This window comes from Zunongwangia mangrovi (assembly GCF_900112105.1).
Classification (GTDB): Bacteria; Bacteroidota; Bacteroidia; order Flavobacteriales; family Flavobacteriaceae; genus Zunongwangia; species Zunongwangia mangrovi.
Window position 1 is genome coordinate 1,293,947 of sequence record NZ_FOKV01000001.1, and the last position, 14,246, is coordinate 1,308,192.

At 37.6% G+C, this 14,246-nt stretch carries 13 protein-coding genes; 3 read left to right on the top strand and 10 right to left on the bottom strand.

Annotated elements, in window-relative coordinates:
• Positions 1 to 5 precede the first annotated feature (5 nt).
• Complete coding sequence (locus BM201_RS05660) at positions 6 to 620, bottom strand: deoxynucleoside kinase (RefSeq protein ID WP_092540369.1); 615 nt, start codon at positions 618 to 620, stop codon at positions 6 to 8.
• A gap of 218 nt (positions 621 to 838) precedes the next feature.
• Positions 839 to 1,762 carry an AraC family transcriptional regulator gene (locus BM201_RS05665; RefSeq protein ID WP_092540370.1) on the bottom strand — a complete coding sequence of 308 codons (924 nt, stop codon included), beginning with the start codon at positions 1,760 to 1,762 and terminating at the stop codon, positions 839 to 841.
• Between the two features lie 113 nt (positions 1,763 to 1,875).
• On the opposite strand from BM201_RS05665, the gene BM201_RS05670 reads away from it, so the two are divergent.
• Entirely contained in the window at positions 1,876 to 3,375 is a 1,500-nt protein-coding gene (locus tag BM201_RS05670; protein WP_092540371.1) for an aldehyde dehydrogenase family protein, read from the top strand.
• A 3-nt stretch (positions 3,376 to 3,378) separates the two neighbouring features.
• Positions 3,379 to 3,741, top strand: a complete 363-nt coding sequence (locus BM201_RS05675; protein ID WP_092540372.1) for a DUF779 domain-containing protein — start codon at positions 3,379 to 3,381, stop codon at positions 3,739 to 3,741.
• Between the two features lie 195 nt (positions 3,742 to 3,936).
• On the opposite strand, the gene BM201_RS05680 is transcribed toward BM201_RS05675, so the two are convergent.
• The 4 genes from BM201_RS05680 to BM201_RS05695 are packed head-to-tail and all read right to left on the bottom strand — an operon-like array spanning position 3,937 to position 9,762.
• A complete protein-coding gene (locus tag BM201_RS05680) occupies positions 3,937 to 4,317 on the bottom strand; it encodes a DUF6122 family protein (RefSeq protein WP_092540373.1) in 381 nt (126 codons plus the stop codon).
• Between the two features lie 8 nt (positions 4,318 to 4,325).
• Positions 4,326 to 4,649 (bottom strand): DUF202 domain-containing protein, encoded by a 324-nt coding sequence (locus BM201_RS05685; protein WP_084839702.1) that lies wholly within the window; start codon positions 4,647 to 4,649, stop codon positions 4,326 to 4,328.
• 17 nt (positions 4,650 to 4,666) lie between these two features.
• The gene (locus BM201_RS05690; RefSeq protein ID WP_092540374.1) at positions 4,667 to 6,457 is read right to left on the bottom strand and encodes an SLC13 family permease; all 1,791 of its coding nucleotides are present in this window, start codon (positions 6,455 to 6,457) and stop codon (positions 4,667 to 4,669) included.
• 14 nt (positions 6,458 to 6,471) lie between these two features.
• Complete coding sequence (locus BM201_RS05695; protein WP_092540375.1) at positions 6,472 to 9,762, bottom strand: amidohydrolase family protein; 3,291 nt, start codon at positions 9,760 to 9,762, stop codon at positions 6,472 to 6,474.
• A gap of 127 nt (positions 9,763 to 9,889) precedes the next feature.
• Between BM201_RS05695 and BM201_RS05700 the strand changes: the two genes are divergently transcribed.
• On the top strand, positions 9,890 to 10,405 hold the full coding sequence (locus BM201_RS05700; RefSeq protein WP_092540376.1) for a DinB family protein: 516 nt from the start codon (positions 9,890 to 9,892) through the stop codon (positions 10,403 to 10,405).
• A gap of 2 nt (positions 10,406 to 10,407) precedes the next feature.
• On the opposite strand, the gene BM201_RS05705 is transcribed toward BM201_RS05700, so the two are convergent.
• The 4 genes from BM201_RS05705 to BM201_RS05720 form a co-directional block, all read right to left on the bottom strand.
• On the bottom strand, positions 10,408 to 11,358 hold the full coding sequence (locus tag BM201_RS05705; RefSeq protein WP_092540377.1) for a pyridoxal-phosphate dependent enzyme: 951 nt from the start codon (positions 11,356 to 11,358) through the stop codon (positions 10,408 to 10,410).
• A 71-nt stretch (positions 11,359 to 11,429) separates the two neighbouring features.
• Complete coding sequence (locus tag BM201_RS05710; RefSeq protein ID WP_092540378.1) at positions 11,430 to 11,873, bottom strand: universal stress protein; 444 nt, start codon at positions 11,871 to 11,873, stop codon at positions 11,430 to 11,432.
• A gap of 12 nt (positions 11,874 to 11,885) precedes the next feature.
• The gene (locus BM201_RS05715) at positions 11,886 to 12,815 is read right to left on the bottom strand and encodes a 2-hydroxyacid dehydrogenase (protein WP_092540379.1); all 930 of its coding nucleotides are present in this window, start codon (positions 12,813 to 12,815) and stop codon (positions 11,886 to 11,888) included.
• Between the two features lie 54 nt (positions 12,816 to 12,869).
• Positions 12,870 to 14,234 (bottom strand): acyl-CoA dehydrogenase family protein, encoded by a 1,365-nt coding sequence (locus tag BM201_RS05720; RefSeq protein WP_092540380.1) that lies wholly within the window; start codon positions 14,232 to 14,234, stop codon positions 12,870 to 12,872.
• Positions 14,235 to 14,246: the final 12 nt, after the last annotated feature.

Here is a 14,246-nt window from a genome sequence, read left to right on the forward strand (position 1 = left end):
CAAATTTAAAATAGTCCGTTTATTTCTCCGTCAATCTTGTTAATAATGTCACCAAGGTCCTCTGGATTATCTACAAAGTTAATATTATCTACATCTACAATTAGTAAATTTCCTTTGTTATAATCGTGTACCCAGGCTTCATATCGTTCATTTAATCGGCTTAAATAGTCGATAGAAATCGAGTTTTCATAGTCTCTTCCTCTTTTTTGTATTTGGGCTACCAAGTTGGGGATACTGCTTCTTAGGTAAATTAGTAAATCTGGGCCCTGTACAACGCTTTCCATTAGTTCAAATAAAGATTTATAATTTTCAAAATCTCTATTGGTCATTAATCCCATTGCATGTAAGTTGGGAGCAAAGATGTGTGCATCTTCGTAAATAGTACGATCCTGTATAATCTTTTTACCACTTTCCCTAATCTGCAAAATTTGTCTAAACCTGCTATTTAAAAAATAGATTTGCAGATTAAAAGACCAACGTTCCATCTTGTTATAAAAATCTTCGAGATAAGGATTTTCAAGAACGTCTTCGTAATGAGGTTCCCATTTGTAATGTTTGGCGAGTAATCTTGTTAGCGTGGTTTTACCAGCACCAATATTCCCTGCAATCGCTACATGCATAATTGTTATTCTTCGCTTAGTTTGTTTGGATAAATTTTAGGGTGTAAAGATACAAGATTTACTTAAGCATACTTTTTACAAACTCCTCTAATTATTACAAAATACAATAATCCTGACATTTAAATGCCTTTCACTTCTGTTTAATTGACTGGCGCCTAAGGTATAGAATCTTAAACTTCTTAAGGAATATTGCTGTAACTTTAAGTTTTTTTTAAACTTTAAGAAGCGTATTTGTTCGCTCTAACGCTCTTGCGATACTGATTTGGCGTAATGCTTTCCAATTTTTTAAACTGCCTGTTGAAATAGCTAACATTGTTAAATCCAGATTGAAAAGCAATGTCTGCCAGTTTATCTGAAGTTTGCTGAATCAATTTCTTAGCATATTTAATACGCTCGCCATTTAAGTAATCAATCGGGCTTTCGCCTAGTGTATTCCTAAAAGTTTTGTAGAAGTTAGAACTACTCATACAGGCTTTTGCGGCAAGCTCATCTACAGAAATGTTTTTAGATAAATTTTCGCGCATATATTTTACAATAAAAGCCATGCGGTTATTATCAAAAAGCGAAGAATCGTCCAGCAACATTAATTTTGCTTTGGTTTGCAAAAGTCTTATCACCAGTTCTTTTACCATAAGATCTAATAAGACATCTTTAGCTTTTTCGTCACTCAAAAAAGTTTTAAAAATGCGATCTAAAACATATTGAACCTGAACATTATTTTCAAGATGAGCTGAATTTGCCTGAAGATCATAATGATCATTCTCAAAATCTAGCCTGGTATTTTCGTTGAAATAATTTACGGTTTCCTGAATTTTATCGGGATCGATTCCTAAAGCTAAACAGCGAGTTGGCTCAGCGCTAGTGGCTAAAGGGAAATCGATAATCATTTTTTCGTTTGAAGGAAGCACTACGCTTTCACCCGGATAAAAATCAAACGGATTTCTGTTTTTTAAATGCATAATCTTTTTTCCTGAAAGCATACTGGCAATTATAGGATAAGAAAACTGTAAATCAACTTTCTCTGCGACCTGCTGCGTCTCAAAAACATTTAGTTCAGCATAATCTGCACTGTAAATAGTGCGATTTTCGATAAAGGTTTGCAGCTTTCTAGAGCTCTCGTATTTTAAAAGATTATCATTCAAAACTCACTAAATTATTAAATCGATAGAAAAGTAGTAATTAAAAATAGGAAAGTTCAATTTTTAATGCAAATAATTACGGAGTTTTAGATTGAAATATTAAAAACATATCTATTATGAGTTATTCCAAACCAAAATTCCAGGAAAAATATGGCAATTATATTAACGGAGCCTTTGTAGACCCTATCGATGGCGAGTATTTTGATAATCACTCTCCGGTAGATAATTCGCTTATCGCAAAATTTCCAAGATCTAAAGAAGCTGATGTTAAAAATGCGATTGCTGCAGCAAATGCCGCAAAAGAGGAGTGGGGAAATACATCAGTGACCGAGCGTTCTGCTATCCTGAATAAGATCGCAGATATTTTAGAAGAAAATTTGGAAGAGTTTGCACAAATCGAAACTTCAGATAATGGAAAAGCCATTCGTGAAACTTTAAATGCCGATCTTCCTTTGGCGGTAGATCATTTTAGATATTTTGCTTCAGTCATAAGAGCTGAAGAAGGAAGTGCTTCAGAATTAAATAAAAACACACTGTCCCTTATTATTCAGGAACCACTTGGCGTGGTAGCACAAATTATTCCGTGGAACTTTCCGCTGTTAATGATGGCCTGGAAAGTAGCACCAGCATTGGCTGCCGGGAACTGTATCGTTTTAAAACCTGCGGAACAAACTCCGGCTTCAGCAACAATATTTGCTGAAAAAGTAGGTCATTTATTACCAAAAGGAGTTTTAAACGTGATTCATGGTTTTGGTCCAGAAGCCGGGAAACCATTAGCTTCAAGTCCAGATGTAGATAAAGTGGCGTTTACCGGGGAAACCACAACCGGGCAGTTAATTATGCAATATGCTTCTAAAAACCTGCATCCGGTAACCATGGAACTTGGTGGAAAATCACCTAATGTTTTCTTCAGTAGTATTATGGATCATGATGATGAGTTTCTAGATAAATGTATAGAAGGTGCGGTGTTGTTTGCTTTAAATCAGGGTGAAGTGTGTACCTGTCCTTCTCGTTTACTTATCCAGGAAGATATCTATAAAGCTTTTATCGAAAAGGTTATCGCTAGAACTAAAGCAATAAAAATGGGCGATCCTTTTAGTCCAGATACTATGATGGGAGCACAGGCTTCTAACGATCAACACGAGAAAATTTTGTCGTATATCAATATTGGTAAAGAAGAAGGTGCTGAAGTTTTATGCGGTGGTGGCGCTGCAAAATTAGATGGAGATTTAGGAAACGGATTTTATATCGAGCCAACGATCTTAAAAGGGCATAACAAAATGCGTGTTTTCCAGGAAGAAATCTTTGGTCCGGTACTTTCAGTATGTACGTTTAAAGATGAAGCTGAAGCTATAGAAATTGCCAACGATACTTTGTATGGTTTAGGAGCCGGAGTATGGACACGTGATGCACATCAATTATATCAAATTCCGCGTGCGATAAAAGCAGGTCGAGTTTGGGTGAATTGCTACCATGATTATCCTGCTCATGCGCCATTTGGAGGTTATAAAAAATCTGGTTTTGGTAGAGAGAATCATTTAATGATGCTTAATCACTATCGCCAGGCTAAGAATATGCTTATCTCTTATGATAAGAATAAACTTGGATTCTTTTAGGATATGACCTTTAGACGAGTGGATATAACCAAAGAGGCTGCAGCCTTGCTAGAAGAACTTAAAGCAGAACATGGCGAGGTAATTTTTCACCAAAGCGGTGGTTGTTGCGATGGCTCTTCGCCAATGCTGTTGCCAAAAGAAGATTTCTATCTGGACGATAACGATATTCATTTAGGAGAAGTAGGTAAAGTGCCATTTTATATGAGTCACGATCAATTTGAATATTGGAAGCATACCCATCTTACTGTAGATATCACGCCAGGTAGAGGCGCTAGCTTTTCTTTGGAAATTCCCAAAGGCAAACGATTTATTATAAGATCCAGAATGCTTACTACAGAAGAGCATGAACATTTTAATCCTTCTTAAAAGGAGTGAATTCTGAAAGTGAAATCGGTTAGGCTAAAGAATCCAGATTTAAAAAAAAATGCTTCAATAATGCCCAAAATCGATAAATAGTAATGTAATTCTTATGAAGAAGAAAGTTAGAATTTAAAGTTGGTTAAGTTTAGGTTTTTATTTCCTTTTGCAAAAGTCGTTTTTCTTTAAAAACGGCTTTTGCTTTTATAAACTATTCGAAATTAGCTGTTTTAAGGCTGAATTTTCATAGCATTCCCCACATTTAGAGAAGGTCCAAAGACAATCCAGAAAATCTGTAAGCATGTGGAAGCACAAACCAATGAAAATAAGTTTAAAAATCCCTTTTTTTAGAAAAACAGCTCCTAAAATATAGCAGATAATCGCTATTTGAGAATGTAATGGATGATAACCAATTCCGCAGCGATTAGGATCAAAAAGCGGACTCGCAAAAATATGGTCTAAATCCACCAACATGGTTGCAGCTAAAATAATCCAATTATGCTTCCAGTTTTTTTGATCAAAAAAATAAGCGATAATTCCTATCGCTAAAAAATGCATCGAATAATGAAAAATAGACTGTAGCAAAACAGGGCTTAAGATTCGTTGTTTTCAGATTGGTTTTCGGGACGCAGCAACTTTGTAAGTTTTCTGTTTAGATGAATGTATCTGGAAATCCCAACCGACAAAAAAATAATACTTACTGAAAATGCACCGTATCCCAACCAGTGTAATTCTGGATATTCTTTAATCTGAAGCAAGGCTAAACCACCAATCAATAAATAAAGAGAAGCCCTTATGTAAGCAAGCAAGGTACGCTCGTTAGCCAGTTTTGTTCTTTCTAAAGCAAGATGTTCCCTGATGAGTTTCTCATCTATGATTCTTGTTTTAAAAGGATTGCTCAGTTTTACTCTTCTCATTATTTAGGCTTCAAAAATTAAACTTCAAAAGGAAAAAACATCGGTATAATGAATGATGCGGCGATCCAGATAATGAAATTTAATGGTGTTCCAAATTTTAAAAAATCATTAAACTTATAATTTCCGGCACCGTAAACCATGGTGTTGGTTGGATAGCTAACCGGCGTCATAAAAGTTAATGAACAGGCAAACATTACACCAATTAAAAATGGTTTTTCACTAAGCTGTAACGCACTTGCAAGGCTTATTACAATTGGCGCCATAAGCGCTGCCGCTGCTTTACTGCTTAAAATGTTTGTTGATAGAAAGGTAATAAGAAAAACTAAACTTAATATAATGCTTGGGTTAAGATCACCAATTTGATCAAAGATAAACTGCGAAATTACATCAGATCCGCCGGTTTTTTCTAAAGCCTTTCCCATAGAAAGTACGCCAGCCATCATAAAGATCACTTTCCATTCTATCGCATCGTAAGCTTCTTTTGGTTTTAATATTGAAGTTGTTACTAGCAACAAACTACCAATCATTGCACTAATTAGGATTGAAGTTAAATTTAAAGCCGCAGATAAAACAACGCCAAGCGTAATTAATAAAGCCGGAATCGCTTTTTTGTAGTTCACTTTTTTGGCGTGATAATTTGATAAAACTACCAGTAATTTTCTAGAAGTTAATGCCTGAATATCTCTTTGCGCAGCATAAAGCAACAACATATCACCTTCTTTTAAAACCACATTCGATACATCTTGAGTGATAATTTCTTTGCGATGCCTAAGTGCCAAAACCGAAGCATAATAAATATTCCTGAAGTTTAATTGTCGTAAAGAACGTTCGGCTAAAGGAGAACCGTACGGGATCATCACTTCATAGATCGTTTTTTCATCTTTGTTATCCTTCTTTTTTTCTTCTTCAAGAAGATCGTCGTTATCACCGGTCAAAATATAGCCGCCTTTATCCATTAAATCTGAGAGATGTTGAGGATCGATCAAGATCTTCATAGAATCTTCAGCACGAAGTACCGTATCGCCGTTAATTTCGTACATGCGGTGATGCTTTCTTTTGATGGAGAGAATTTGTGCACCGTATTGGCTTACCAGTTTCGATTTGATGATCGAATGATCTACATCTGTACTATCTTTACTTAAAACAACTTCAGCTAGATAATTTTGGGCTTCTTTGGTTAATCCGCTTTCGTGAGCTTCGGCACGTTTTGGTAACAACCATGGGCCAACCAGGATCAGGTACGTTAAACCTATGGCAAGTAAACATAATGCAGGCAAAGTGAACTCGAACATATTGAACGGCTCTAATCCACCTTTTTTAGCAATCCCGCTAACAAGGATGTTTGTGGAAGTGCCAATTAAAGTACAGGTGCCGCCAAATAATGCTGAAAATGAAATAGGAATTAATAATCTTGCCGGGCTTATTCCTGTTTCTCTACAAACAAGCAAAGCCATTGGGATTAAAATCGCAACAACTGCCGTGTCATTGATAAATGCTGAAAATAATGCTGCAGAAAAGCAAAAGATCATTAGGGCAAAGACATAATTTATCTTTGCGATCCTAATGATCTTATCACTAAAACTATCTATGATCCCGCTTTTAAAAATAGCTGCACTAACCACAAACATGCATCCTAAAGTTATAGTAGCAGGATGATTAAACCCAGAAAAACCTTCCTCAGGACTTAGAACTCCGCTTACAATAAACAACGCCATGATAAGGATCGATGTGGTATCGATCGAGAAATAATCCTTTATAAAAAGAAAGATTCCAACAAAAATAATGGCCGCGGTTATGTAGAGTTCCATAGATCTTCAAAAAGTTAATGTCCTAGTTTACGGCAAATACATCCCGGCAATGTGAAGCTATTCGATTCTTCATGCCATGGGAATGCCGCATTGTATTTGTTGTTTTCCCAGTAAAAATTAGAGCGTTCTTCTGGCTCGTTACCAAGCTGATTCATGGTTTCGGCTTCATATAATCTTCCATTCACCATGGTATAAATAATAGATTCAGAATTTTGAATGTCCTCTAAAGGATTTTTTTTCAACACCAAAAGATCGGCTAATTTCCCTTCTTCTAAAGAACCAATTTCTTTATCCATTCCTAGATAATGCGCTCCGTTTATCGTAGCCGCCTGTAAAGCTTCCATATTGGTCATTCCACCCATTTGCAGCGACCAAAACTCCCAATGTGCACCTAATCCCTGTAACTGGCCGTGAGCACCAAGGTTTACTTTTACTCCAAGATCGGTTAAGGCTTTAGCATCTTCAGAAACTAAAACAGGTCCGTTTTCATATTCTTCATCAGGGATTTTTGTACGATGTCTGGAACGTGAATCAACAATGCTACGCGGAGTAAAATTCAGCAGTCTTTCATTCTCCCATACATTTGTTTTATCGTACCAGTAATATTCAGCATTAATTCCGCCGTAATTCACAATAAGCGTTGGCGTATAACCAACATTACTATTGCTCCATAAAGTTTGCACATCTTTATAAAGTGGTGCTACCGGGATATTATGTTCTATCCCTGTGTGACCATCTACGATCATATTCATGTTATGAAAAAATGTACTACCACCTTCTGGAACTACATTCATATCCAATTCACGCGCCGCCTGTAAAATTTGCTGGCGTTGCTCACGTCTTGGCTGGTTGTAACTTTTTACTGAAAATGCACCAAAAGCCTTAGTTCTTCTTAAAGCCGATCTTGCATCGTCAAGATTATTGAACACCGCTTTAAAATCGCCATCGGCGCCATAAAGAATGATTCCTGTAGAGTACAATCTTGGCCCTACCATTTCGCCACTTTTAATTAATTCTGAAATGCCAAAAACGGTTTCACTTAATGCTGAAGGATCGTGAGCCGTGGTCACTCCAAATGCTAAGTTTGCATAAGAAGGCCAGTGTTTTTTAGGTGTTAATCCATATCTAAAAGCACCAATATGGGCATGAACATCGATCATTCCCGGCATAATGGTTTTTCCTGAAGCATCATAAACTTTAGCCGAATTTGGAATGTTTACCTCACCGGCAGCACCCATAGCTTTGATCTTATTATTTTCGATAAGAATGCTTCCGTTTTCGATTACTTCCTCATCCTCGTTCATGGTAATGATTCGAGCATTGGTAAAAGCGATCAATCCGCCTGGCGTATCGGTTTCTATTTCTAAACCTATTTTTGTTCCTTTTTCGGTCATTTCAGGAATTTCTTCCGGAGAATCCTCTAAAAAAGTAAATCGCTGTGAAACTTCATTGGTGAAATACTCATCTCCCAGGGTCCAATGCACTTTTTTGCTGTCGGCAGACCAGTGTAAATTTATCCCAGCATCCTTGGCAATTTGGGTAACCGGTACAGCTTTAGTGTTTGGATCTAAATCGATGGTTTGGCCGGTATGTGGAAGCGGCGCTAAATAAACTTTATGAAGGTTACTAAATACGATCCATTTACCATCTGGGCTTGGCAATAAACGATTTGCATATTTAGAGTTCACTAAAGTTTTCTCGTCATTTCCGCTAAGATCGATACTTTTTAAGCCCTTGCTCAAACCGCCCATATAATAGCCGCCGGTTTGAAAAATGATGCGAGTGTCGTCATGATTAAACATGGCAAAATCACCACCTTTATAAATTCGTTTAGCGTCACTACCATCGGCTTTCATTAAATAAATTCCCGGTTCTTTAGTGAAGGTTTGTCCCTGGTCACTATTTCCGCGATCTTTATGGTAAACAATCATTTTACCGTTATGAGAATACGATGGATTACGGTAAATTCCTTTTTCTTTAGTTAAAGTTTCTGGAGTGCCACCACTTAATGCTACTTTTTTGATACTTCCCAGTTTTTCATCATCCCAGGTTACATAAACGATACTTTTTCCATCTGGAGAAAAGTCAGGCTCAAACTCAAAATCGGTTGCTTCAGTGATTCTTTTTGGCTTTCCGTTAGGTAAGCTTTTTTTCCAAAGATATCCAACCGCATTAAATACCAAAGTTTTACCATCTGGCGAGGTAGTCGCGTGACGAATAACTTTTGGGCTGAATTTTTCAGCATACACCTGCTGTTCAGATCTTACGGTTTCAGCAATATCGATCTTCGCGTTTACTTCAAACGGAATTTCTTTAACTTCAGTAGTTTCAATATTAGCACGCTTAATTTTTCCGTTACTCCAAAATACCAGTTCTTTATTATTTGGCATCCAGCTAAATCCCGGGTACACTCCAAAGATCGCCCAGGCTTCCTGCTGGTCTTTGCTTAGATTATCATAAACCGGCCATTCTTCTCCGGTTTCCAGATCCTGTATAAATAAAACCGACTTCGTTCTAACTCTACGAACAAAAGCAAGTTTCTTACCATCTGGAGAAACCTGCGGGCGAGCAGCACCACCGGGACCACCGGTAATAGTTATGGTTTCACTATCCCCAAAACTGTATCTTTTAATCACATAGATCTGTTTGTTTGGATCTTTGTTGTACTGAAACATACCACCCGGATACATATCTTCACTGTAATACAGATATTTCCCATCTAGTGAAATACTTGGCTCGTTTACGTCCTGTTGGTCGTTTTTTCTTTCGGTAAGTTGAAGTCCGGATTTCCCGGCGATGTGATATTGCCACATTTCACCGGCACCTAAAGATCGGGTAGAGGTAAAGTGTTTACGGGCAACGATGCTGTTTCCGTCGGCTTTCCACACGGCATTATTCAGCAATCTAAAATCTTCGCTGGTTAGTTCCCAGGCGTTATCACCATCGGCATCCATAATCCAGATATTATCGCCACCACCGGCATCACTGGTAAACGAAATCTTAGAACCATCTGGGCTAAATCTTGGCTGAACTTCATAAGCCATTCCGCTACGAAGCGCTTTTGCTTTTCCGCCAGTAATTGGCATACTGTAAATATCTCCTAAAAGGTCAAACACAATGGTTTTTCCATCGGGACTCACATCCAGGTTCATCCATGTACCTTCTGTAGTGTTTAAGTCGACAGTTTTTACCGGAACATTATCTGGATAAGGATTAGAAACATCCCATTTGTCCTGTTTTTCCTGGGCAAAAACCGCGAAATTCGTTAAAAAAATAAATAAAGTGAAGAGCGAGTTTCGTAGCATAATACTATGTTTATTCTATAAATTGAAGTTTGATATTTTGAGGTTTTAAACTCAATTTTTAATTAGCTAAAGATAATATTTCTTTTATTTTGTAAGTTCACTTTATAACTTCCATAAGATATTTTATATGAGTTTAGAAAAATTGCCAGAGGTTTGGTTACGCGGGCCGCTTCCCGAAATTCCTTTATTGCTACAACCGGCTGCACATGCACTTTTGCAGTCTAAAGAGGAGATTTTTAAATATACTGAGGATTTTTCTGAAGCATTACTGTGGAAGAAACCTGCCGGAAGAGCAAGCGTTGGTTTTCATCTGCAGCATATCACCGGAGTTTTAGATCGTATGCTCACTTATGCTGAAGGAAAAGCGCTTTCCGAAAAGCAATTTGAATATCTTCGGAATGAAGGTCTTGAAAATAATGAGCTAAAAATCGATAATTTGAGCTATAATTTTTCTGAAAAAGTAAATGAAGCTTTAGCGATATTTAAAAGTACACCTGAAGCGATCCTAACCGAAAAGCGTTTTGTAGGTAGAAAGCAATTACCTTCTAGCGTAATCGGATTGTACTTTCACGCCGCAGAACATAGCCAAAGGCATATTGGGCAAATGCTGGTAACGATAAGTGTGTTGAAGAAGAAGTTTTAAAACTAAAATAACTCCGCCAACTTTCCTAAATCTACATTCCCACCTGAAATTATTAAGCCAATTTGCTTGTTTTTAAATTTAGCGGGCTCTTTTAAAATAGCTGCTAAAGCAACAGCGCTAGATGGTTCTACGACAATTTTCATACGTTCCCAGATCAATTTTAGTGCATTTTTGATCTGCTCTTCGGTAACCCGAATAATTTCTTGGACGTGTTTTTGAATAATAGGAAAGTTTTGGTCGCCAAGTTTTGTTTTTAGTCCGTCTGCGATGGTATTTGTACTCTCGTTCGTTTCAATTTTTCCTGAAATTAAAGATCTATAGGCATCGTCTACTTCAAAAGGTTCTGCGCCTATGGTTTTAGTGTATTCAGAAAATAAACTCACTGCAAGAGCAGTCCCGGCTATAAGTCCGCCGCCACCAACTGGTGTAATTATAATATCAAGATTAGGCTTTTTTTGAAGTAATTCTAAAGCCGCAGTTCCTTGTCCTAAGATCACTTCGATATCATTAGAAGGATGCACAAATGTGGCTCCTTTTTCATCTACGATCTTTTGGGCAGTTTCTTCACGATCTTTTAAAGTAGGTGGGCACTCCGTGATTTTTCCACCGTAGGTTTTTACGGCATCTTTTTTTACCTGCGGAGCGCTAGACGGCATCACGATATAAGCTGGAACATTTAAACTTTTTGCTGCAAGTGATAATGCCTGCGCAAAATTTCCGGAAGAATGCGTTACTACCCCTTTTTGCTGCTCTTCTTTACTCAGTTGTAAGATCGAGTTGGTAGCACCACGCATTTTAAAAGCACCCATTTTTTGGAAATTTTCGCATTTAAAAAAGATAGAACAGCCTGCAATTTCATCAATTAAAGCTGAGGTCAATATTGGCGTTTCATGAATGTATAGTTTAATACGCTCATGAACCTGAGCTAATCTCTCTTTGGTAAAAACTTCCATAAAAACAAATGCTGAAATTGATTCGAAAAATAACCAATTTCAGCAGTAGTAAAAAAGTTTTGAATGAATTATTACTCTTCAATAGGAACTGTAAAAACCGGAATTTTTGATTGCTTTAAAATTTCCATAGAAACATTTTCAGCAAAAAGATCATGAAAAAATCCATGTTTATGAGTTCCCACGATCATCATATCGGTGTTAAGTTTTTTTGCTTCTTCTAAAAGGGTTTCAACCGTAGACCCCTGAATGAGCAAAGCTTCAGATTTGATATTATTTTCGATAAAAGAATCACATAATTGCTGTAGCATTCGATGTTCCTGCCTAAATTCTTCAGCTTTTGTATCTCGAATATATTTTGGGCCAACTTCATATCCCACAAAATCTGGATCTGGATCGGCAACATGAACCAGCCATATCTTCGCTTCAAACTTTTCAGCAAAACTTTCAGCATAAGTCAGCATTTCGCCAACGGCTTCATTAAAATCTACGGCTACTAAGATGTTTTTGATGAGCATAATTTTCGATTATTAATAACCTCGATCTTGTTCTACCAGGTTTTTAAGTTCTTCATCGTCTTGAAAACGTTCGTAATTCTCTACGATTTGCGGTACAACAGATTCGGCTTCGGTTAAACTTGCGGTATGCGGAGTAATACTTATTCTTTCGTGTTTCCAAAAAGCATGGTCTTCTGGTAAAGGTTCTTCTTTAAAAACATCTAAGGCTGCACCGGCCAGGTGACCGCTATCAATCATCTCGATAAGATCGTTCTCTTCCAGATGTTCACCACGACCAACGTTGATCACGTAAGCACCTTTTGGTAATTTTTCGAATAATTCTTTATTTAAAATTCCGTTTGTTTCTTCGGTTAAAGGAAGTAAGCAAATCAAAATTTCAGATTCCTGAAGAAAATCATCTAAACTATTATCGCCATGATAAGAGGTGATATCTTCACAGTCTTTTTCTGTACGAGACCATCCTGAAACTTTAAAGTTATTTTTCGCTAAAAGCTGTGCTGTTGCGGTACCAATAACCCCCATTCCCATAACGCCAATTTTCATGTCGCTGTTTCGGCAATATTTTAAAACGTTCCAATTGCTATCTTTTTCCTGATGCTTATATGCTGAAAGATGACGTGTGTGGTTCATTACTAGGGCTAAAACAAACTCGCTTAGATCACTGGTTAATTGTTCGTCTACCACTCTTGTGATCTTTACACCTTCCGGGAATTCCGGGTCTGAGGTGATATGATCTACACCGGCACCCATCGAGGCCACAACTTTTAAATTAGGATAGTTTTTAAAGAGTCCGCGTGGATGCTTCCAACTTATGGCAAACTCTACTTCTTCGGTATCATGATCTTCGGGGTAAACATAAACATTCATTCCCGGATGCTGACTTTTAAGGGTTTCTACCCAATGGGATACATCTCTTCCGGGAGCTACAACTAATACTGACATTTAATTCTAATTTTTTGCCCTTTTAAAGGGATTTGATTTTTAATTTGATTTTTGTTAGCTAACAAAAGCACTATAACCGGTAATCGCTCTACCAACAATTAGTGAATTTATTTCTTTGGTTCCTTCATAACTGTAAATCGCTTCGGCATCTGCCACAAAACGCGCAACATCGTGTTCTAGGAGAATGCCGTTACCGCCCATTACTTCCCTCGCACGGCTTACTACATCTCGCATGCGCATGCTGCAATACACTTTGGCTAAAGAAGCATGCTCGTCTGTAAGCATGTCCTGGTCTTGCATTTCAGAAAGTCTAAAACATAAGGTTTGCATCGAGGTAAGATTAGAAACCATTTCTACCAAATGATTTTGTACTAATTGATATGAAGCAATTGGTCGGCCAAATTGTTCTCTTTTACGAGTATATTTTAAAGCACTTTCGTAAGCGCCACGAGCACAACCCACTGCTTGCCAGGCAACACCAGCACGCGTCATTCGTAATACATTTGCGGTGTCTTTAAAGGAGTTGGCGTTTTGTAATCTGTCACTTTCTGCAACTTTACAATCGGTAAGCGTGATAATGGCATTTTGTACAATACGAAGCGCCATTTTATCTTCCATTTTTTCAGCTTTAAAACCGGGATTGTCTTTTTCTACCAAGAAGCCTTTTACCTGATTGCTGTCTACATCTCTGGCCCAAATAATAATCACATCGGCAAAAGTGGCATTACCAATCCATTTCTTTTGCCCATTTAAGATCCAGTTTTCGCCATCAAATTTACAGGTAGTTTCCAATCCGCCGGCAACACCAGATCCTACATTGGGTTCGGTTAAACCAAAAGCACCGATCTTCTCTAATTTTTGCATCTGCGGAAGCCATTTTTGCTTTTGTTCTTCACTACCGCATAAATAAATAGAGCCCATGGCCAGGCCGCTGTGTACACCAAAAAAAGTTGAGGTAGAAACATCGACTCTCGCAATTTCCTGGGCAATGATCCCTTCCATTAAAAACGGAAGATTAGGGCAGCCATAACCTTCGTAAGGAATCCCGGCAATATTTAGTTTTTTGAACTTTTCGATAATTTCGAATGGGAATTTTGCACGATTCCAATGGTCATTAATTAATGGGCGAATTTCGTCTTCCATAAGGTTGCGGACATTCATTTGAAGTTCCCGCTGTTCTTCGGTAAGCTTGTAATCCAAATTGTAAAAATCTCCATCGATAGGAGGAAGGTCACTTTGTGACTTTTTACGCTTGGTTTTTAACATTTTCATGAGTCCGGCGAGCTGGCGCTCATCTAATTTACCTAAAGTCTTCATGGCTTCAGATAAATCGATTTGTTTGTTGATTTTTGCCAGTTGATCCATATCAACCGACTTTAACAGGTTTACCGTGTTTCTTACTTTCTTGAAAAAAGACATGGGATTGCTTTT

Coding starts and splice junctions, on each gene's coding strand:
- BM201_RS05695 (WP_092540375.1), bottom strand. CDS start 9,762: ATGCTACGAAACTCGCTCTTCACTTTATTTATTTTTTTAACGAATTTC.
- BM201_RS05685 (WP_084839702.1), bottom strand. CDS start 4,649: ATGAGAAGAGTAAAACTGAGCAATCCTTTTAAAACAAGAATCATAGAT.
- BM201_RS05715 (WP_092540379.1), bottom strand. CDS start 12,815: ATGTCAGTATTAGTTGTAGCTCCCGGAAGAGATGTATCCCATTGGGTA.
- BM201_RS05700 (WP_092540376.1), top strand. CDS start 9,890: ATGAGTTTAGAAAAATTGCCAGAGGTTTGGTTACGCGGGCCGCTTCCC.
- BM201_RS05660 (WP_092540369.1), bottom strand. CDS start 620: ATGCATGTAGCGATTGCAGGGAATATTGGTGCTGGTAAAACCACGCTA.
- BM201_RS05675 (WP_092540372.1), top strand. CDS start 3,379: ATGACCTTTAGACGAGTGGATATAACCAAAGAGGCTGCAGCCTTGCTA.
- BM201_RS05690 (WP_092540374.1), bottom strand. CDS start 6,457: ATGGAACTCTACATAACCGCGGCCATTATTTTTGTTGGAATCTTTCTT.
- BM201_RS05720 (WP_092540380.1), bottom strand. CDS start 14,234: ATGTCTTTTTTCAAGAAAGTAAGAAACACGGTAAACCTGTTAAAGTCG.
- BM201_RS05670 (WP_092540371.1), top strand. CDS start 1,876: ATGAGTTATTCCAAACCAAAATTCCAGGAAAAATATGGCAATTATATT.
- BM201_RS05705 (WP_092540377.1), bottom strand. CDS start 11,358: ATGGAAGTTTTTACCAAAGAGAGATTAGCTCAGGTTCATGAGCGTATT.
- BM201_RS05710 (WP_092540378.1), bottom strand. CDS start 11,873: ATGCTCATCAAAAACATCTTAGTAGCCGTAGATTTTAATGAAGCCGTT.